This window comes from Salmonella sp. SAL04196, from assembly GCF_046550835.1.
GTDB lineage: Bacteria > Pseudomonadota > Gammaproteobacteria > Enterobacterales > Enterobacteriaceae > Salmonella > Salmonella enterica.
This window is the reverse complement of sequence record NZ_JBGDXE010000005.1, coordinates 270,938-290,786: the sequence shown is the minus strand read 5'-3', so window position 1 is coordinate 290,786 and position 19,849 is coordinate 270,938. Positions and strand designations below refer to the sequence as shown.

Below are 19,849 nucleotides of genomic sequence, written 5' to 3'. Positions count from 1 at the left end.
AATTAGCGGTCCACATCTGACATAACAAAATCGATACTACCCAGATAGACAATCAGGTCGGAAACCAGGCTACCGCGGATCGCCGAGGGAATCTGCTGCAGGTGCGCAAAGCTCGGCGTGCGCACGCGGGTACGGTAGCTCATAGTGCTGCCGTCGCTGGTCAGGTAGTAACTGTTAATCCCCTTCGTCGCTTCCACCATCTGGAAGGACTCCTGCGCCGGCATCACCGGGCCCCAGGAGACCTGCAGGAAGTGGGTGATCAGGGTTTCGATATGTTGCAGCGTGCGCTCTTTCGGCGGCGGCGTGGTCAGCGGGTGATCCGCTTTGAACGGGCCTTCCGGCATGTTATCGAGGCACTGCTGAAGAATGCGCAGACTCTGGCGCAGCTCTTCCACTTTCAGCATCACGCGGGTATAGCAGTCGGAAACGCCGCCGCCCACCGGCACTTCAAAGTCAAAGTTTTCGTAGCCAGAGTATGGACGCCATTTACGCACGTCGAAGTCGATCCCGGTCGCGCGCAGCCCTGCGCCGGTGGTGCCCCACTCCAGCGCCTCTTTCGCGCCGTAAGCGGCAACGCCCTGCGAACGCCCTTTCAAAATGGTGTTACGCAGCGCGGCTTTCTCGTAAGAATCCAGACGCTTCGGCATCCACTCAAGGAACTCTCGCAGCAGGCGATCCCAACCGCGCGGCAAGTCGTGCGCGACGCCGCCGATACGGAACCAGGCCGGGTGCATACGGAAACCGGTAATGGCTTCCACCAGGTCATAAATTTTCTGCCGGTCGGTAAAGGCAAAGAAGACCGGCGTCATCGCGCCGACGTCCTGAATAAAGGTCGAGATGTACAGCAGATGACTGTTAATGCGGAACAGTTCGGAGAGCATCACGCGGATGACGTTCACACGATCCGGGACGGTGATCCCTGCCAACTTTTCTACCGCCAGCACGTACGGCATTTCATTGACGCAACCACCGAGATATTCGATACGGTCGGTATAGGGAATGTAGCTATGCCAGGACTGGCGCTCGCCCATTTTTTCGGCGCCGCGGTGGTGATAACCGATATCCGGCACGCAGTCGACGATTTCTTCACCGTCAAGTTGCAGGATAATACGAAACGCACCGTGCGCGGACGGGTGGTTCGGGCCGAGGTTGAGGAACATAAAGTCCTCGTTGTCAGTCCCGCGCTTCATCCCCCAGTCTTCCGGCTTAAAGGTCAGCGCTTCCATCTCCAGATCCTGCTTAGCTTTGGTCAGCTCAAACGGGTCGAATTCGGTCGCGCGCGCCGGATAATCTTTACGCAGCGGATGGCCTTCCCAGGTTTGCGGCATCATGATGCGCGTCAGGTGCGGGTGGCCTTCGATATCAATGCCAAACATCTCCCAGGTCTCACGCTCGTACCAGTTGGCGTTAGGGAAAAGTTTAGTGAAGGTCGGCACGCGCAGGTCGTTTTCAGACAACGCCACCTTGAGCATGATATCGCGATTACGCTCAATGGAAATCAGGTGGTAGAAAACGGAAAAATCCGCGGCGGGTAACCCGTCACGGTGCGTACGCAGGCGTTCATCCATGCCGTGTAAGTCAAACAGCATGACGTAAGGTTTCGGCAGTTTCTTTAAGAAATCGCCAACCTCCAGTAGTTGTTCACGCTTGACCCAAACAACGGGGATACCGGTGCGGGTCGCCTGAACGGTAAAGGCATCCGGCCCAAAACGGTTGCGCAGTTCGCCGATAACCGGATCATCAAGATGATCGCGGGTACTCCATGCAGCGTCTTGCGCGGTTAAGTCGGTCATATTGTTCACCATTGCAAATGGTCCGTGGTGGTCGGCAGTGCTTCGCGCTATTAAAATAGTGGTTAGCGAAGTGAAGTGCTGCTGCCGACAGGCGCAAATTAAATCTCGTCCGGGGTACGCAGGTTCGTGACGGCAATACGCTCGCCGCGTTTACGTTCGCGTTCTGGCTGCATATTGGCGCGATACACGCCCTGATCGCCCACCACCCATGAGAGCGGACGGCGCTCTTTGCCAATAGATTCTTGCAGCAGCATCAACGCCTGCATATACGCTTCCGGACGCGGCGGACAGCCAGGGATATACACATCCACCGGGATAAACTTATCAACGCCCTGCACTACCGAATAAATATCGTACATGCCGCCGGAGTTGGCGCAGGCGCCCATAGAAATGACCCATTTTGGCTCCAGCATTTGGTCATACAGACGCTGAATAACCGGGGCCATTTTGGTAAAGCAGGTACCGGCCACCACCATCAGGTCAGCCTGACGTGGCGACGCACGCAGCACTTCCGCGCCGAAACGGGCGACGTCATGCACTGCGGTAAAAGAGGTCACCATCTCTACATAGCAGCAAGAAAGGCCGAAGTTGTAGGGCCAAATTGAGTTTTTACGGCCCCAGTTAACCATGTCATGCAGTTTGCCCATGAACACGTTTTTGTTAACTTCCTGCTCCAGGGGGTCAGTTACGATCTCCTGTTTTTGCAGGGGGTAACGGTCATTCTCACCGTTAGGATCTATGCGGGTGAGCGTATAATCCATCTTAATGCCTCGCGGTTAGCGTTGACGATTAGCGATACTGTTCGTTTCCGGGTTCATACGCTCGCGGCGTGAACGCGCGGGCGTCCAGTCCAACGCGCCAATACGCGCCAGATAAACCAGACCAGCCAGTAACACAAAAATAAAAATTGCAGCTTCCACAAAGCCAACCCAGCCGCTTTCGCGGATAGAAGTCGACCATGCGAACAGATACAGCGCTTCAACGTCGAAGATAACGAAGAACATGGCTACCAGGTAAAACTTGGCAGACAAGCGTAAGCGGGCGGTGCCGACCGAGTCGATACCTGATTCAAACGGAACGTTCTTGTGCCTCGCGCGTGCGCGACCGCCCAAAAACCAACCGCCTACCAGCATCAGGCAGCACAGGCCAATGGCAACGATAAGAAAGATAGCGAATGCCCAGTGATGAGCGATGACTTCAGTGGATGTTGACATACTCATTGCTTACTCATCAAAAGTAGCGCCAGTTTCTCTGCTCTTTACGGCAGATGGGCGCCACATCGATTCATGGGGAGGAATAAAAAAAACCCTACAATTACTGTAGAAAATGATAAAAACAGCTAATTGATGTGGTTTTTTACTCCTTTCTATAACCTTTTGTCAACTTTAACAAAAGTTCCTTCACATTAATTTACATCAATTCATCATCATTAACATTAAGTGCCATCCTGGAGAAAATGACTCTTCGACCAGGGGGGATTTTATGTTGTTGAATCGTGTCCGTTGTGAAGCAAAAGAAATAACACACACCTATTTTGACAGGAATTTGTGAAGATGCCTCCCCCTAAATGGGAGTATTTTCTTGATCTGTGACACGCTTTTGTTAATTCACCCCCTAAAACAGCAACAATTTCTCTAGTTTTTTAACATGCAAATTCATAAAATGGATGTTCTGGTTATTTTTTACCCACATTGAACTGCGAATCGCTACTGGCTGATTTACCGCAACTTTTACAATTTGTGCGGTTAAGCGCGTACAGATGGGCACAAAAAAAGAGCCACTGAGCGTTTTTTCATCGCCAGCGGCTCTTTTTTACATTTACGACTTAGCGCCTTTTGCCTGCGAGCTACTCAAAACCCCCTTCCACCATCAGCGGATCATCTCCGCCCTCTGCAGAAAACTGGTTGTAATGCCATGGGTTTTGATAGCTTTCCATCGCATGGAAAATCACCATCGCCAGCTCGTTCTGGCTATTGGGATCGCGGCACAACAGATATTCCGTATCCGGCAAAGGCGGTAATCCGTCTGCGGCGCCCAGCACGCGAAGGTCGGGACTCATCATTTCGACAGGTCGAGCCGTTACGCCAAGACCGGCTTTAACGGCCGCGCGTACCGCCGGTAATGTAGACGCCACATAGGCCAGCCGCCAGGGAATACCCGCTGCATTTAGCATCTCCAGCACCATATCGCGGAATGGGCTGGGATCGTCCAGCAGGACTAATGGTACGGGCTCTCCCCTTTGCAAAACATACTCAGCCGCACAATACCAATGGGTGGGCGAGGTCCGCAAATTCAGACAGTCCAGCGAATGAGGTTGGTTAGTCGTCACCACCAAATCTACTTCCTGCGATTTAACCATGTCCACCATATAGGCATTGCGTTTTACCCGTACATCAAGCGCGAGTTTCGGATAAACCGAGCTGATTCGGCTAAGCAAAAAAGGCAGGATAGTATCAGCTGATTCATCAGAAGCGCCGATTGTTAACACTCCCTGAAGATTACTGAACATTAATGATGAACACGCCTCATCATTAAAACGCAGGATTTTTCTGGCGTACCCCAGAAGCTGGATACCGTGTTCGGTCAAAAGTTTGTTACGACCATGGCGGGCGAACAATTCCTTTCCCACGAGTTGCTCAAGACGCTGCATTTGCTGACTGACCGCAGACTGAGTACGACATACCGCCGCCGCCGCCGCGGCGAAGGTGTTCAGATCGGCAACGGCCACGAACGTTCTCAGCAGATCGAGATCGAGGTTAATTATCGGACGATTTGCATTTATCATAATTTTTCACTTACTGGCGGGTCATATCGGGCTGACCTGGTTAATGCTGTGCATTCAGAAACAAGCAATTCCATTTGTAATGTGCATCCTTCGCAGTACCGCCTGGTTACCCAGGTAAATGTTAGAATGTAATTGAAAATACGACCAAAACACTTCTCTTACTTACTGATATAATACCAAATGCAACTGATCGGGATATATCAAAGAGAATGTGTCATACCTTTAGGCGTCTACAGATTTCTGCTAATGATGGACGTGTAAATCTTGTAACAGCGTCAAATAGTTTACCGAGACGCACAGATACAAAAACAATATATTGAACAATAGGTTATGTATAAAATCGCGTCATGATAATTAGCAGACAACGCAGACTACGCCCCCGTTTCGGATCATTATCTTAACCTAAAACCGCTATATTTATAAGTATTATTACGAATAATCTTAACCTGGGATATGTTATACTAATCGGACCAGAAAGATATTATTACGACTTTAGTAAATGCTTTTTAAATATTAAATAATAATTAATTAAGATTTCTACCATTCATTAATTATACTTAACAATAGTTTCACACCCCCCGCCGCCGGAAAGGTCTAACCTTCTCATTTTACCTTTAATACTCAGTATTTCCGAAATAGCCAGCGCGACACTAATGATGAATGCTTATCTCTCATAAAACAGATAATTTCTAACAACATAAAAAACCACAGTACGAGCAACCACATAGAATAAAACACTACACATACAGACAAAAATAGAAAATACATCTAACCAAATGATTTTATGAAGTTTTAAACAGTACGAAAGCGCGTTAAAAATAAACAAAATCTTCTTCTGTTCACTCTTCAAAACTCACCGTCGTGGGAGTACATTGTTTCGTGCTGACTTCCACGGCAGGGAGTGGCAATAACAGCTAAAAGGTCAAGATTCATGTCCCCCATTGAAAAATCCAGCAAACTCGAAAATGTCTGTTATGACATTCGTGGCCCCGTTCTGAAAGAAGCGAAACGCCTTGAGGAAGAAGGTAATAAAGTTCTTAAACTGAATATCGGCAACCCCGCCCCCTTCGGATTCGAAGCGCCGGACGAAATTCTGGTCGATGTCATTCGTAATTTGCCGACGGCGCAAGGATATTGCGACTCGAAAGGGCTTTATTCCGCCCGTAAAGCAATTATGCAGCATTATCAGGCCCGTGGAATGCGCGATGTAACCGTGGAAGATATCTATATCGGTAACGGCGTTTCCGAGCTGATCGTTCAGGCGATGCAGGCGTTGCTTAACAGTGGCGATGAAATGCTGGTTCCCGCGCCCGATTATCCGTTATGGACAGCGGCGGTATCGCTCTCCAGCGGCAAGGCGGTACATTATCTTTGCGATGAATCTTCCGACTGGTTCCCGGACCTTGACGATATCCGCGCCAAAATCACCCCACGTACGCGTGGTATTGTCATTATTAATCCAAACAACCCTACTGGCGCCGTCTATTCTAAAGAATTGTTGATGGAAATTGTCAACATTGCGCGCGAGCATAATCTCATCATCTTCGCCGATGAAATTTATGACAAGATTCTCTATGACGATGCCGAGCATCACTCTATCGCCGCACTGGCGCCTGATCTGCTGACCATCACCTTTAATGGGTTGTCTAAAACCTATCGCGTCGCCGGCTTCCGCCAGGGCTGGATGGTGCTGAACGGGCCGAAAAAACATGCGAAGGGCTATATTGAAGGACTGGAGATGTTAGCCTCAATGCGCCTGTGCGCCAACGTCCCGGCGCAACATGCTATTCAGACCGCGCTCGGCGGCTATCAAAGCATTAGCGAATTTATTCTGCCGGGCGGCCGACTGTATGAACAGCGTAACCGCGCCTGGGAGTTGATTAACGATATCCCCGGCGTTTCCTGCGTAAAACCGCGCGGCGCGTTGTACATGTTCCCCAGGATCGACGCTAAACGTTTTAATATTCACGATGACCAGAAGATGGTGCTGGACTTCCTGCTACAGGAAAAGGTGCTGCTGGTGCAAGGTACCGCCTTTAACTGGCCGTGGCCGGATCACTTCCGCATTGTGACGCTACCGCGTGAAGATGACCTGGAGATGGCCATCAACCGTTTTGGGCGTTTCCTCTCAGGTTACCATCAATAATCTTAAATTCAGGCTACTTCGGTAGCCTGAATTGCATCTTCATCTCCCTCCCCGCACAATGAAGTCTGCCGCAGTGAAAACAAAAGGTAATCTATGAAGCAGAGCCATTTTTTCGCCCATCTCTCCCGCATGAAGTTGATTAACCGCTGGCCGCTGATGCGTAACGTGCGTACGGAAAACGTCTCCGAACATAGTCTGCAGGTGGCGATGGTCGCCCATGCGTTGGCGGCGATAAAAAACCGTAAATTTGGCGGTCAGCTCAATGCTGAACGCATCGCGCTTCTGGCGATGTATCATGATGCCTCGGAAGTACTGACCGGCGATCTGCCGACGCCGGTAAAATATTTTAATTCCCAGATAGCCCAGGAATATAAAGCGATCGAAAAAATCGCCCAGCAAAAGCTGGTTGATATGGCGCCGGATGAATTGCGCGATATTTTCGCACCGCTTATTGATGAGAATGCCTGGAGCGAAGAAGAACAGGCAATCGTAAAACAGGCCGATGCGCTTTGCGCCTACCTGAAATGCCTGGAGGAGCTCTCAGCGGGAAACAATGAGTTTGGACTGGCAAAAACGCGGCTGGAAAAAACGCTGGAATTACGTCGCAGCCAGGAGATGGACTATTTTATGGCGGTGTTCGTACCAAGTTTCCATCTCTCTCTTGACGAGATAAGCCAGGATTCACCGCTTTAAACGGTTGTGCCGGATGACGACGTCAACGTCTTATCCGGCCTGGACGTAGCGTGATATCCGTAGGCCTGATAAGCGCAACGCCATCAGGCCTTTTCCTGTCTGGGGTTAAAACGGAAACAACATCGGAATCATCACAATACAAACCGCCATCACAATAAGCGTGAACGGCACACCAAGCTTCACAAAATCGCTAAAGCTATAGTTTCCCGGCCCCAGAACCAGAGTATTGACCGGCGATGAAACCGGCGTCATAAAGGCGGCGGATGCCGCCATCGCCACCGCCATCGCAAACGGATAGGGCGACACCCCCATCGATTTCGCCGCCGCCAGCGCAATCGGCGCCATCAGCACCGCCGTTGCCGTGTTAGAAATGAACAGTCCTATGACGGCGCACAGCACAAACAGGCATCCCAGCATCATATACGGCCCATAGCCACCGCCGATATTCATTAACCCTTGCACGACCAGAGAGACGCCGCCGGTTTTTTGCAACGCCAGCGCAAACGGCATCATACCCACAATCAAGATAATACTCGGCCAGTGGATCGCTTTATACGCGCTTTCAGCATCAATACAGCGAAATTTTCCCATCAGCAAGCAGGCGATAATCGCCGCGATCGGGTTGGGAATTTCATCGGTCAACATCAGCGCCACCATCAGTACCAGGCAGAAAATGGCGTGCGGCGCCTGGCTGTGCGCCGGCGAGGCTTCGCTGACCTCGACCGGCATATTCAGCACCACAAAGTCGCGGCCTTTTTGCCCCAGCAGGCTGATTAACTTCCAGTTCCCCACGACCAGAATGATATCGCCCATCAATAACGGCTCATCGGCCAGCGACCCTTCCAGAGCGACGCCGTCGCGTTTCAGGCCGACCACATTCAGCCCGTAACGTGTACGGAAGGCGATTTCACGCACCGACTTGCCAATCAGTTCCGACTCCGGAATAAGTGAAATTTCCGCCATCCCGACATCCAACGCCTGATCGGAAAAATATTCTCCACGCAATACCATCGGTTCCAGCAGTTGCTCGGCGCAGAACTCTCTGAGGTCAACCTCCGCCGCCGACATATCAATCAACAGAACGTCGCGAGCGCGAAACTCCGATACGCCGTTCACATTGACGATAACCCGCCGAAAGCGCCGCCAGCGTTCAACGCCGATAACATTGGCGCCGTAACGTTCGCGCAGTTTAAGGTCGTCCAGCCGCTGTCCTACCATTGGCGAACCGGGGCGAATCGCCAGACGACGAGCGCGCCCCGTCAGACGGTACTCGCGGATAAGATCGCGGAAAGTGCGCCGCTTACCGGCCTGTTGTCCGGGCGCATCGCCTTTTAGCATGAAGCGCATCACCAGCATATAAACAATGCCGAGCGCCAACACCACTACCCCCAGCGGCGTCACGCTAAAAAAGTTGAACCCGTGCAGGCCTTCACGCAGCAGTTCACTATTAACCACCAGGTTCGGCGGCGTCGCCACCAGCGTCATCATTCCGCTGATAAGCCCGGCAAAACTCAGCGGCATCATCAGGCGCGAAGGCGAGGTCTGCATATGCATAGAAACGCTAAGAACAACGGGGATAAAAATCGCCACCACGCCGGTTGAACTCATGAAAGCGCCAAGTCCGGCGACAGTGATCATCAGTAAAACCAGCATTTTGATTTCACTGCTGCCCGCCATTTTAACCAGCCAGGTACCGACCACCGTCGCAACGCCGGTGCGCACGAGGCCGTCGCCAATAATAAATAAGGCGGCGATAAGAATGACATTCGGATCGCTAAAGCCGGAGAAGGCTTCCGGAAGGGTCAAGGTACCGCTAAGGACAAAAGCAACAATGACGAATAAAGCCACCGCATCCATACGTACTTTGCCCGTCGCAAACAACACGACGGCAATCGCCAGTAAAGAGAGAACCCAAATCAATTCACCGTTCACAACATATCCTTGTCAGATGAGAAGATAACGAGATTCTGCCATAAATATGCCCCGCCAAAGCGGGGCGATATCATGATCAGGTCTTTCTTAACACCACCACATCGCCGTTTGGTTGTTTAGCGACCGATAATTGCGTCAGGCTATCCAACGCAAAATCAACATCCGCCAGACGCGGCGTGTCGGCCGGCGCATTGACCGCAATGACGTGGCAGCCCGCAGCCAGTCCGGACAGCACGCCAGCCGGGGCATCTTCTACTACGACGCACTCCTGAGGGGCCAGGCCAAGCAGTTGTGCGCCCAGCAAATACGCATCCGGCTCCGGTTTGCCGCGTTTGACTCGTTCGGCGGTGACAAACACCTCTGGCGCTGGAAGGCCCGCGACCTGATGGCGCGCACGCGCGACCGGCATTGAACCGGAGGTGACGATAGCCCACGGAATGCCCGCTTTATTCAGGTGATTGAGTAAATCGACTGCCCCCGGCAACGCGGTGATCCCTGCGGTTTCAGTGGCTTCTATTTGCTCCAGGCGCGTAAACTCAGCGGCAATTTCCGCCTCCGATTTACCCGCCATAAAATGCCGCAACGAGGTGATCGCCTGTTTACCATGAATAAAGCCCAGCACCTCATCATGAGCAAGGTTAAAACGATCGGCCCAGCTACACCACGCGCGTTCGACGGCAGGTAATGAGTCAACCAACGTTCCATCCAGATCAAACAGAAAACCTTTACACTGCACGCGAGCCTCCTCAGGCATTAATGATTTGATTGATTTCATTCGCGCTCAGGTGGTACTGACGCGGGCAGGCATGCCAGACATTCAACATCCGCTGGTATTTTTCCCACATCGGCGTCTGGGCATTAAAGCCGTGCGTCCCGGCGTCAAAGTGAGTGTAGCGTCCTTCTATATTCACCATAAAACGGACATAGCCGAGGTAACGCGCTTCCGTCGCGGCGTCAAACCCCAGGAAGGTGACGCGACGTTCGTCGATGGCTTGCGTATCTTTGAGGTTGGTCCAGGAGACGTGCAGCGCATGGTACATCTCCATAATATCGATGATGGTACGACAGGTCTCTTCCGTCAGCTCGCCAAACTCGCGATCCAGCTCGCGCATCTGCAGGCCGTAGCCGCGTTCAATAATTGTTTGTAAGCGACGGTAACGCTCGGCGTTGGTGGGATCGAGCATCGTCATCATTTTGTACTGGTTAGACAAAATCAGACGTTGCGCGTTGGTCATTTCCATTTTGAACTCCTGTATCACGCTATAGCGATGAAAAAAAGAAGGCATTGGTATGCCTTCTTTTATATGCGTAATCCGGGGTCAATTACAAATCATCCAGGAAAGTTTTATCCAGTTGTTTGAAGGCGCGCTTAAGCGTGTCAGCTAATGCCTGGTAATCCGGCTTTCCTTCTACCGGCGCCAGCGCTTGTCCAGCCTCCTGCAATTTACCGCGAACTTCGTAAAACCAGTTAAGGATTAAAGGCGGCAACGGCGTCACGGAACGTTTCCCTAACCACCATAATCCCTGCATAGGTAAGCTCAGGGCGAACAGGGCGGTCGCCACGGCCGGACCTAACTGACCGCCCAGCGCTATCTGCCAGCATAACGTAAAGACGGCGACAGGCGGCATAAATCGTATGGCATAGCGCGTCATACGAATGACGCGGTTTTCGACGAAAACGGGCGCCAGCCGTTTTTCCATCGGCCACGTCTTCGCGTAGTGTTGCCCCCGGCGAAATAAGCTAAAAAAATTTACGGAGCGATTATCCGGTGTCGACATGGCCTACCTCAACTTCACATATAAAATTTAAAAAATTTGTGCAAAACAACAACTGCGAGGGACAACGTTCAAAACATTTTGTCTTCGATACCCACTATCAGGTATCCTGTGTCGGCCTGTCAAAGGCCGGTAGTTTAAAATCATTGAGTCGTCAATATTACACATAGTATGCCATTGGCTGAAAAATACGCAAAATGGCATAGACTCAAAGGTATTTCTTCCATCATGCCCAAAAAAACTCCTGCGCATGATGTTAATCATAAATGTCAGGGCTATCATGCGCTACGCTCTATGGCTCACTGACGTTTTTTTAGCCACGTATCATAAATAGGTACTTCCATGTCGAGTAAGTTAGTACTGGTTCTGAACTGCGGTAGTTCTTCACTGAAATTTGCAATTATTGATGCAGTTAATGGTGATGAATACCTTTCTGGTTTAGCCGAATGTTTCCATCTGCCAGAAGCACGCATCAAATGGAAAATGGACGGCAGTAAACAAGAAGCGGCTTTAGGTGCAGGCGCCGCTCACAGTGAAGCGCTGAACTTTATCGTTAACACTATTCTGGCACAAAAACCAGAACTGTCTGCGCAGTTAACTGCAATTGGTCACCGTATCGTACACGGCGGCGAGAAGTATACCAGTTCCGTAGTCATTGATGAGTCCGTCATTCAGGGCATCAAAGATTCCGCCTCTTTCGCACCGCTGCATAACCCGGCTCACCTGATTGGTATCGCCGAAGCGCTGAAATCTTTCCCGCAGCTGAAAGATAAAAACGTTGCAGTATTCGACACCGCCTTCCATCAGACCATGCCGGAAGAATCTTACCTGTATGCCCTGCCGTACAGCCTGTATAAAGAACACGGCGTTCGTCGCTATGGCGCACACGGCACCAGCCACTTCTATGTAACTCAGGAAGCGGCAAAAATGCTGAACAAGCCGGTAGAAGAACTGAACATTATCACCTGCCACCTGGGCAACGGCGGTTCTGTTTCCGCTATCCGTAACGGTAAATGCGTGGATACCTCTATGGGTCTGACCCCGCTGGAAGGCCTGGTCATGGGTACCCGTTCCGGCGATATCGACCCTGCGATTATCTTCCACCTGCACGACACTCTGGGCATGAGCGTAGATCAGATCAACAAAATGCTGACCAAAGAGTCCGGTCTGCTGGGTCTGACTGAAGTGACCAGCGACTGCCGTTATGTTGAAGACAACTACGCCACCAAAGAAGACGCAAAACGTGCGATGGACGTTTACTGCCACCGCCTGGCGAAGTACATCGGTTCTTACACCGCTCTGATGGACGGTCGTCTGGATGCAGTCGTGTTCACCGGCGGTATCGGTGAAAACGCCGCGATGGTTCGCGAACTGTCTCTGGGTAAACTGGGCGTGCTGGGCTTTGAAGTCGACCACGAACGTAACCTGGCGGCCCGCTTCGGCAAATCTGGTTTCATCAACAAAGAAGGTACCCGTCCGGCGGTGGTGATCCCAACCAACGAAGAACTGGTTATCGCGCAGGACGCGAGCCGTCTGACTGCCTGATTTGACACCGCCAGCCTCGCTGGCGGTGCTGTTTTGTAACCCGTCTCCAAAAGACGGTAACGAAAGAGGATAAACCGTGTCCCGTATTATTATGCTGATCCCTACCGGAACCAGCGTCGGCCTGACCAGCGTCAGCCTCGGCGTCATCCGTGCTATGGAACGCAAAGGCGTTCGTCTGAGCGTCTTTAAGCCTATCGCCCAGCCTCGCGCTGGCGGCGATGCGCCTGACCAGACCACCACTATCGTTCGCGCGAACTCTACCCTGCCGGCGGCTGAACCGCTGAAGATGAGCCACGTTGAATCTCTGCTCTCCAGCAACCAGAAAGACGTGCTGATGGAAGAGATCATCGCGAACTACCATGCGAATACCAAAGACGCGGAAGTGGTGCTGGTTGAAGGTCTGGTTCCGACCCGTAAACATCAGTTCGCTCAGTCTCTGAACTATGAAATCGCGAAAACGCTGAATGCGGAAATCGTTTTTGTCATGTCTCAGGGGACCGACACGCCAGAACAGCTGAACGAGCGTATCGAATTGACGCGCAGCAGCTTCGGCGGCGCGAAAAACACCAACATCACCGGCGTTATCATCAACAAACTGAATGCGCCGGTTGATGAACAAGGCCGTACTCGCCCGGATCTGTCGGAGATCTTTGACGACTCTTCCAAAGCGCAGGTGATCAAAATCGATCCTGCTAAACTGCAGGAATCCAGCCCGCTGCCGGTTCTGGGCGCGGTGCCGTGGAGTTTCGACCTGATTGCGACCCGCGCTATCGATATGGCGCGTCACCTGAACGCCACCATCATTAACGAAGGCGATATCAAAACCCGCCGCGTTAAATCCGTCACGTTCTGCGCGCGTAGTATTCCGCATATGCTGGAACATTTCCGCGCAGGATCGTTGTTAGTGACCTCCGCTGACCGTCCGGACGTACTGGTCGCAGCTTGCCTGGCCGCGATGAACGGCGTAGAAATCGGCGCCCTGCTGCTGACCGGCGGCTATGAAATGGACGCGCGCATTTCTAAACTGTGCGAACGCGCATTCGCCACCGGTCTGCCGGTCTTTATGGTGAACACCAACACCTGGCAGACTTCACTGAGCCTGCAAAGCTTCAATCTGGAAGTCCCGGTTGATGACCATGAGCGCATTGAGAAAGTTCAGGAATACGTCGCGAACTACGTTAACGCTGACTGGATCGAGTCGCTGACCGCCACTTCCGAGCGTAGCCGTCGTCTCTCTCCGCCGGCGTTCCGCTACCAACTGACTGAGCTGGCGCGTAAAGCCGGTAAACGCGTAGTGCTGCCGGAAGGCGACGAACCGCGTACCGTCAAAGCGGCGGCAATCTGCGCTGAACGCGGCATCGCCACTTGCGTACTGCTGGGCAACCCGGATGAAATCAACCGTGTCGCGGCATCTCAGGGCGTTGAGCTGGGCGCAGGTATTGAAATCGTCGATCCGGAAGTGGTGCGTGAAAGCTATGTCGCTCGCCTGGTTGAGCTGCGTAAGAGCAAAGGCATGACCGAACCGGTTGCCCGCGAACAGCTGGAAGACAACGTGGTGCTCGGCACGCTGATGCTGGAGCAAGACGAAGTCGACGGCCTGGTTTCCGGCGCGGTTCATACCACCGCCAACACCATCCGTCCGCCGCTGCAGCTTATTAAAACGGCGCCGGGTAGCTCCCTGGTCTCTTCTGTGTTCTTTATGCTACTGCCGGAACAGGTTTACGTTTACGGCGACTGCGCAATCAACCCAGACCCGACTGCAGAGCAGCTGGCAGAAATCGCGATTCAGTCTGCGGATTCCGCCATTGCCTTCGGCATCGAACCGCGTGTGGCAATGCTCTCCTACTCCACCGGCACCTCTGGCGCAGGCAGCGACGTAGAGAAAGTACGTGAAGCGACGCGTCTGGCGCAGGAAAAACGTCCTGACCTGATGATCGACGGTCCGTTGCAGTACGACGCCGCGGTCATGGCTGACGTAGCGAAATCTAAAGCGCCGAACTCGCCGGTTGCGGGTCGCGCTACCGTGTTCATTTTCCCGGATCTGAACACAGGTAACACCACCTACAAAGCGGTACAGCGTTCTGCCGACCTGATCTCCATCGGGCCGATGCTGCAGGGTATGCGCAAGCCGGTGAACGACCTGTCCCGTGGCGCGCTGGTTGACGATATCGTCTACACCATCGCCCTGACGGCGATCCAGGCTTCTCAACAGCAGCAGTAACAGTAAAAGCCAATGCCGGATGGCGGCGTGAACGCCTTGTCCGGCCTACAGGGGAAATACCGTTGTAGGCCGGATAAGACGCGTTAGCATCGCCATCCGGCATTCTGCTATTTACCCTGCAAAGCGGAATTTTTTGCTTAACTGCGCTGCATCAATGAATAACTATTCCCTTCTTCTCATACTTAGCCTCTTTGCTTTGCAACAGGGATAGTCTGTCATGTCTGTCGTTACAGAATCAAAAACAGCCAGAAAATGGGCAATGCCCGATACGCTGGTCATCATCTTTTTTGTCGCCATTTTAACCAGTATCGCCACCTGGGTCGTCCCCGTTGGGATGTTTGATAGCCAGGAAGTGCAGTATCAGGTCGATGGCCAGACAAAAACCCGCAAAGTCGTCGACCCGCACTCTTTTCGCATTGTGACCAATGAGGCCGGGGAAGCGCAGTATCATCGCGTACAATTTTTCACTACCGGCGATGAAAGACCAGGGCTGATGAATTTTCCGTTTGAAGGGTTAACATCCGGATCGAAATTCGGCACTGCCGTCGGCATTATTATGTTTATGTTGGTGATTGGCGGCGCATTCGGCATCGTGATGCGTACCGGCACCGTGGATAACGGCATTTTGGCGCTTATTCGCCACACGCGGGGCAACGAAGTCCTGTTTATTCCGGTGCTATTTGTCCTCTTTTCGTTAGGGGGCGCCGTATTTGGCATGGGCGAAGAGGCGGTCGCCTTTGCAATTATCATAGCCCCGCTGATGGTCAGGCTGGGCTATGACAGCATTACCACCGTCCTGGTGACCTATATCGCCACCCAAATTGGCTTTGCCAGTTCGTGGATGAACCCTTTCTGCGTAGTCGTCGCCCAGGGGATTGCCGGCGTGCCGGTACTTTCCGGCTCCGGGCTGCGTATTGTGGTCTGGATTGTCGCCACGCTGATTGGGCTGGTTTTTACGCTGGTCTACGCCTCACGCGTGAAAAAGAATCCGCTGCTTTCCCGCGTCCACGAATCCGATCGCTATTTCCGCGAACAGCAGGATGAAGTCGTCCAGCGCCCTTTCACCTTCGGTGACTGGCTGGTACTGCTGGTCCTGACCGGCGTAATGATTTGGGTCGTCTGGGGTGTGATTGTCCACGCCTGGTTTATTCCGGAGATCGCCAGCCAGTTTTTCACCATGGGCGTGGTGATCGGCCTCATCGGCGTTATCTTCCGCCTCAACGGTATGACGGTCAACGTGATGGCGTCCTCATTCACCGAAGGGGCGAGGATGATGATCGCGCCCGCCTTGCTGGTGGGTTTTGCCAAAGGCATTCTGCTGCTGGTCGGCAACGGCGAAGCCGGGGAACCCAGCGTGCTCAATACGCTGCTTAACAGTATCGCGCATGGCATCAGCGGGCTTAATAATGCTATCGCCGCCTGGTTTATGCTGCTCTTCCAGGCGGTATTTAATTTCTTTGTCACGTCCGGTTCGGGTCAGGCGGCATTAACCATGCCATTACTGGCGCCGCTCGGCGATCTGGTCGGTGTTAACCGTCAGGTGACTGTTCTGGCCTTCCAGTTTGGCGATGGCTTCAGCCATATTATCTATCCGACATCAGCTTCGCTGATGGCCACGCTGGGCGTGTGCCGGGTCGATTTTCGCAACTGGCTGAAAGTGGGAGCGTCGCTGCTGGGACTACTGTTTATTATGTCCAGCGTGGTCGTCATTGGCGCGCAGATGATGGGATATAATTGATCCAAAATGCCGGATGAGCATCAGCGCCATCCGGCAATATCTCCATGATTAAAGCAGTGATTTCGCGGCTTCTACAATCGCTGCGGCGGTGAGTCCGTACTCTTGTTGTAAGAAATCCTGCGTTCCTACCTGCCCATAACGCTCTTTGACGCCAACACGGCGCATCGGCACCGGGCAGTTTTCCACCAGCACTTCCGCCACCGCTGATCCCAGTCCATTATGGATGCTGTGGTTTTCACACGTGACGATACGCCGCGTTTTTTCCGCGTAGTTTTTCACCAACATGCGATCGATAGGCTTTAAGGTGAACATATCAATGACTGCGGCGCTCACGCCTTCCTGCTCCAGTTGGCGCGCCGCCTCCAGCGCCTCCGCCACCATAATGCCGTTGGCGATAAGCGTAATATCATCGCCCTCGCGCAGTACGTTGCCCTTGCCAATGGTAAAGGTAGAGCCTGGCGCATAGATACTCCGCGCCTGCTTACGGATGGTACGCAGCCAGTAAAAACCGTCCAGGTCCATTAGCTGGCGTAAAATATCCGCGAACATCACCGCATCCGTCACCTCCAGTACTACGGAGTGCGCCAGCCCGCGAACAATGCCCATATCTTCAAAAGACATATGGGTGCCACCGTTATGGCACGCTGTCACTCCGGCATCGGAGGCGATCACTTTGACGTTGTTACGCTGATAATCCAGCGCCATAAAGAGCTGATCAAAACAGCGACGGCTGGCAAAAGCGGTAAAGGTATGCACAAACGGTTTACGACCGGTCAGCGCCAGCCCCGCCGCAGTGCCAATCACATTCGCCTCCATAATACCGCAGTTAATGACATGCTGCGGGTAGTCACGCGCCACGCTGTCCATCGCCATTGAGCTCATTAAATCAGCCTCAAGCGCAATAATTGGGCTTCCGGCCTCAATCTGCCCGGCGACAAAACCGGCGTAAACTTTGCGCATTTCGATATCGTCTTTAAGCCCTGCGGGCGCAAGCTTAATCATGCATGACCTCCAGTTGATGAATGGCCTCATTGAGCGTCTGCTTCATGCCATCCGTCAGGCGTAAGTGGTGAGAATTCGTTAACTGCTCCAGGCATGGCACCCCCTGCCCTTTAATGCTGTCAAGGATCACTACCCTTGGCCGGGCATCAGCGGGCGGCACTGGCTGAACCACCGCCAGTAGTCCGGCGATATCATCGCCTTTGACGGTGACGACATCGAAACCAAACGCGCGGAATTTCCCTTCCAGATCGAATGGATTGATAATCTCCTCCAGTTCGCCGTCAAGCTGCTGTTTATTCCAGTCAATGAAAACGGTCAGATTATTCAGGCGGTGGTGGGCAATAAACTGAAACGCCTCCCAGCACTGCCCTTCATTGAGCTCGCCATCGCCGACAATGCAAAATACCCGGTTGGATCGCCGCGCCAGTTTATGCGACAGCGCCATACCGCCCGCAATAGAGATGCCCTGTCCCAGTGAGCCGGTCGTGGCGTCCACGCCGCGCGTTTTTAGCCGATCCGGATGGCTGGGAAGACGGGTGCCGTTCTGGTTAAGCGTATTCAGCTCTTCGCGCGGGAAATAGCCTTTAATCGCCAGGGTACTGTACAACGCGGGGCCCGCATGGCCTTTCGACAGCACGAAGTAATCGCGCTCCGGCCAGTCCGGGTCGGCAGGATCGATTTTCATCACCGCGCCGTACAGAACCGCCAGAGTTTCCACTACCGACATGCTGCCGCCATAGTGACCAAAGCCAAGATGGTTTAAGGATTTGAGCGTGGCGACGCGAATGTCGCGCGCCAGTTGGGTGATTTCGGTTACGTTCATTCTTTCGCTCCGCTATTTTCCTGCACTTCGGCAGTCGCTTTTTTGTTTTTGGCCAACACGTTGTACGCCACCAGTAGCGCGAATAGCGCCACCACCAGCCCCGTGATAGCCATTGGCGACAGATAACGCGCCAGGTTGCCCAGCAAAATACCGATTACGCCAAAGTCAGCATCCGAGAACGTGGTATTGGCGAAGCCGATCGCGCCGAGAACCGGCAGTAACAGCACTGGCAGGAAAGTGATTAATAGACCATTAGCAAATGCGCCGATCATCGCCCCGCGGCGACCGCCGGTGGCATTGCCAAAGACGCCTGCGGTCGCGCCGGTAAAGAAGTGCGGCACAACGCCTGGCAGGATTAACACAAGCTTCATCTGTCCAAGCAGGAACAGCCCCACCAGCCCGCCGAGAAAACTGAACAGGAAGCCAATCAGTACCGCGTTAGGGGCATAGGGATACACCACCGGGCAGTCCAGCGCCGGACGCGCGTTTGGCACCAGTTTTTCTGAAAATCCGGTAAAGGCCGGAACAATTTCCGCCAGAATCAGACGGACGCCTTGCAGAATGATGAATACGCCGGCGGCGAAGGTGATTGCCATGATGATGGCGTACACCAGATAGTTTTGCCCGCCGCTAAACGTCGCTTCAACATACTCACGCCCTGCGCTGACTGCCATGATCAGATAGATAATCATCATGGTCAGCGAAATCGAGATAGAACTGTCGCGTAAAAAACTGAGGTTTTTCGGCAGGTTCATCTCTTCCGTGGAGCGGGAACCTTTACCACACAGGCTGCCAATCCAGCCGGAAAGCACATATCCCAGGGTACCGAAGTGACCAAACGCAATGTCATCGGTACCGGTAATCCGCCTCATATAACGTTGGGCCAACGCCGGGAAGAAGGCCATCACCAGCCCCAGGATCAGCGATCCGGTGAAGACCAGCCCTACGCCCTCAAACCCCGCCACGGTCAGGATTACGCCAATCATACAGGCCATGTAAAAGGTGTGATGCCCGGTCAAAAAGATATATTTAAGACGCGTAAAGCGCGCCACGACAATATTGGCCACCATACCAAATGCCATAATTAACGCCGTGGACGCGCCATATTTCTCCAGCGCGATTGAAACTATCGCTTCATTATTAGGAATAATGCCCTGAATATTAAAAGCGTGTTCAAACATACCCCCTAGCGGGTTTAATGAACCCACCAGTACGGTTGCGCCGCCGCCAAGCACAATAAAACCTAAAATGGTTTTAATCGTGCCTTTTACCACATCGGAAAACGCTTTTTTCTGCGCCACCAGACCAATCAGCGCAATTAATCCTACAAGCACCGATGGCACTTTTAAAATATCAACAACAAAATTCAGCGTTTCAAGGATAAACATATCCACC

At 52.8% G+C, this 19,849-nt stretch carries 17 protein-coding genes; 5 read left to right on the top strand and 12 right to left on the bottom strand.

The features are described from left to right. Positions 1-2 precede the first annotated feature (2 nt). From nuoC to lrhA, 5 genes are all read right to left on the bottom strand, one after another. A complete protein-coding gene (gene nuoC / locus ACLJPE_RS18250; RefSeq protein ID WP_000247855.1) occupies positions 3-1,805 on the bottom strand; it encodes an NADH-quinone oxidoreductase subunit C/D in 1,803 nt (600 codons plus the stop codon). Between the two features lie 86 nt (positions 1,806-1,891). Further along, positions 1,892-2,554 (bottom strand): NADH-quinone oxidoreductase subunit NuoB, encoded by a 663-nt coding sequence (nuoB, locus tag ACLJPE_RS18245; protein ID WP_000386728.1) that lies wholly within the window; start codon positions 2,552-2,554, stop codon positions 1,892-1,894. A 15-nt stretch (positions 2,555-2,569) separates the two neighbouring features. Then, on the bottom strand, positions 2,570-3,013 hold the full coding sequence (gene nuoA / locus ACLJPE_RS18240) for an NADH-quinone oxidoreductase subunit NuoA (protein ID WP_000062993.1): 444 nt from the start codon (positions 3,011-3,013) through the stop codon (positions 2,570-2,572). 394 nt (positions 3,014-3,407) lie between these two features. Beyond that, positions 3,408-3,560 (bottom strand): hypothetical protein, encoded by a 153-nt coding sequence (locus ACLJPE_RS18235; protein ID WP_001121022.1) that lies wholly within the window; start codon positions 3,558-3,560, stop codon positions 3,408-3,410. 79 nt (positions 3,561-3,639) lie between these two features. Next, positions 3,640-4,578 carry a transcriptional regulator LrhA gene (gene lrhA, locus ACLJPE_RS18230; protein WP_023232859.1) on the bottom strand — a complete coding sequence of 313 codons (939 nt, stop codon included), beginning with the start codon at positions 4,576-4,578 and terminating at the stop codon, positions 3,640-3,642. Positions 4,579-5,509: 931 nt separating this feature from the next. Between lrhA and alaA the strand changes: the two genes are divergently transcribed. Together alaA and yfbR are read left to right on the top strand one after the other, a co-directional pair. Then, a complete protein-coding gene (alaA, locus tag ACLJPE_RS18225; RefSeq protein WP_000074540.1) occupies positions 5,510-6,724 on the top strand; it encodes an alanine transaminase AlaA in 1,215 nt (404 codons plus the stop codon). 93 nt (positions 6,725-6,817) lie between these two features. Next, positions 6,818-7,417: a 5'-deoxynucleotidase gene (yfbR, locus tag ACLJPE_RS18220; protein WP_000813882.1), complete on the top strand. Its 600-nt coding sequence runs from the start codon at positions 6,818-6,820 to the stop codon at positions 7,415-7,417. Positions 7,418-7,522: 105 nt separating this feature from the next. Here the strand turns inward: yfbR and ACLJPE_RS18215 are convergent, their stop codons facing one another. The 4 genes from ACLJPE_RS18215 to yfbV all read right to left on the bottom strand — a co-directional run bounded on the left by ACLJPE_RS18215 (position 7,523) and on the right by yfbV (position 11,128). Further along, positions 7,523-9,349 carry an SLC13 family permease gene (locus ACLJPE_RS18215; protein WP_023232858.1) on the bottom strand — a complete coding sequence of 609 codons (1,827 nt, stop codon included), beginning with the start codon at positions 9,347-9,349 and terminating at the stop codon, positions 7,523-7,525. A 76-nt stretch (positions 9,350-9,425) separates the two neighbouring features. Further along, a complete protein-coding gene (locus ACLJPE_RS18210) occupies positions 9,426-10,103 on the bottom strand; it encodes a sugar phosphatase (protein ID WP_001555201.1) in 678 nt (225 codons plus the stop codon). Beyond that, entirely contained in the window at positions 10,096-10,590 is a 495-nt protein-coding gene (locus tag ACLJPE_RS18205) for a YfbU family protein (protein WP_000426135.1), read from the bottom strand. Before ACLJPE_RS18205 ends, ACLJPE_RS18210 begins: the two co-directional genes overlap by 8 nt. Positions 10,591-10,672: 82 nt before the next feature. Next, positions 10,673-11,128, bottom strand: coding sequence for a terminus macrodomain insulation protein YfbV (gene yfbV / locus ACLJPE_RS18200; protein WP_023232857.1), 456 nt, complete (start codon positions 11,126-11,128; stop codon positions 10,673-10,675). 339 nt (positions 11,129-11,467) lie between these two features. Between yfbV and ackA the strand changes: the two genes are divergently transcribed. The 3 genes from ackA to yfcC all read left to right on the top strand — a co-directional run bounded on the left by ackA (position 11,468) and on the right by yfcC (position 16,629). Continuing rightward, entirely contained in the window at positions 11,468-12,670 is a 1,203-nt protein-coding gene (ackA, locus tag ACLJPE_RS18195) for an acetate kinase (protein WP_000095689.1), read from the top strand. A 76-nt stretch (positions 12,671-12,746) separates the two neighbouring features. Beyond that, positions 12,747-14,891 (top strand): phosphate acetyltransferase, encoded by a 2,145-nt coding sequence (gene pta / locus ACLJPE_RS18190; RefSeq protein ID WP_000086690.1) that lies wholly within the window; start codon positions 12,747-12,749, stop codon positions 14,889-14,891. Between the two features lie 217 nt (positions 14,892-15,108). Next, a complete protein-coding gene (yfcC, locus tag ACLJPE_RS18185) occupies positions 15,109-16,629 on the top strand; it encodes a putative basic amino acid antiporter YfcC (RefSeq protein WP_039514291.1) in 1,521 nt (506 codons plus the stop codon). Positions 16,630-16,677: 48 nt separating this feature from the next. On the opposite strand, the gene ACLJPE_RS18180 is transcribed toward yfcC, so the two are convergent. From ACLJPE_RS18180 to ACLJPE_RS18170, 3 genes are read right to left on the bottom strand one after another with little or no spacing between them, the layout of a single operon-like run. After that, complete coding sequence (locus ACLJPE_RS18180) at positions 16,678-17,631, bottom strand: transketolase family protein (protein ID WP_000593025.1); 954 nt, start codon at positions 17,629-17,631, stop codon at positions 16,678-16,680. After that, positions 17,624-18,454 carry a transketolase gene (locus ACLJPE_RS18175; RefSeq protein WP_001103272.1) on the bottom strand — a complete coding sequence of 277 codons (831 nt, stop codon included), beginning with the start codon at positions 18,452-18,454 and terminating at the stop codon, positions 17,624-17,626. The genes ACLJPE_RS18180 and ACLJPE_RS18175 overlap by 8 nt, the downstream gene beginning before the upstream one ends. Next, complete coding sequence (locus tag ACLJPE_RS18170; RefSeq protein WP_001522266.1) at positions 18,451-19,842, bottom strand: PTS ascorbate transporter subunit IIC; 1,392 nt, start codon at positions 19,840-19,842, stop codon at positions 18,451-18,453. The genes ACLJPE_RS18175 and ACLJPE_RS18170 overlap by 4 nt, the downstream gene beginning before the upstream one ends. Positions 19,843-19,849 lie beyond the last annotated feature (7 nt).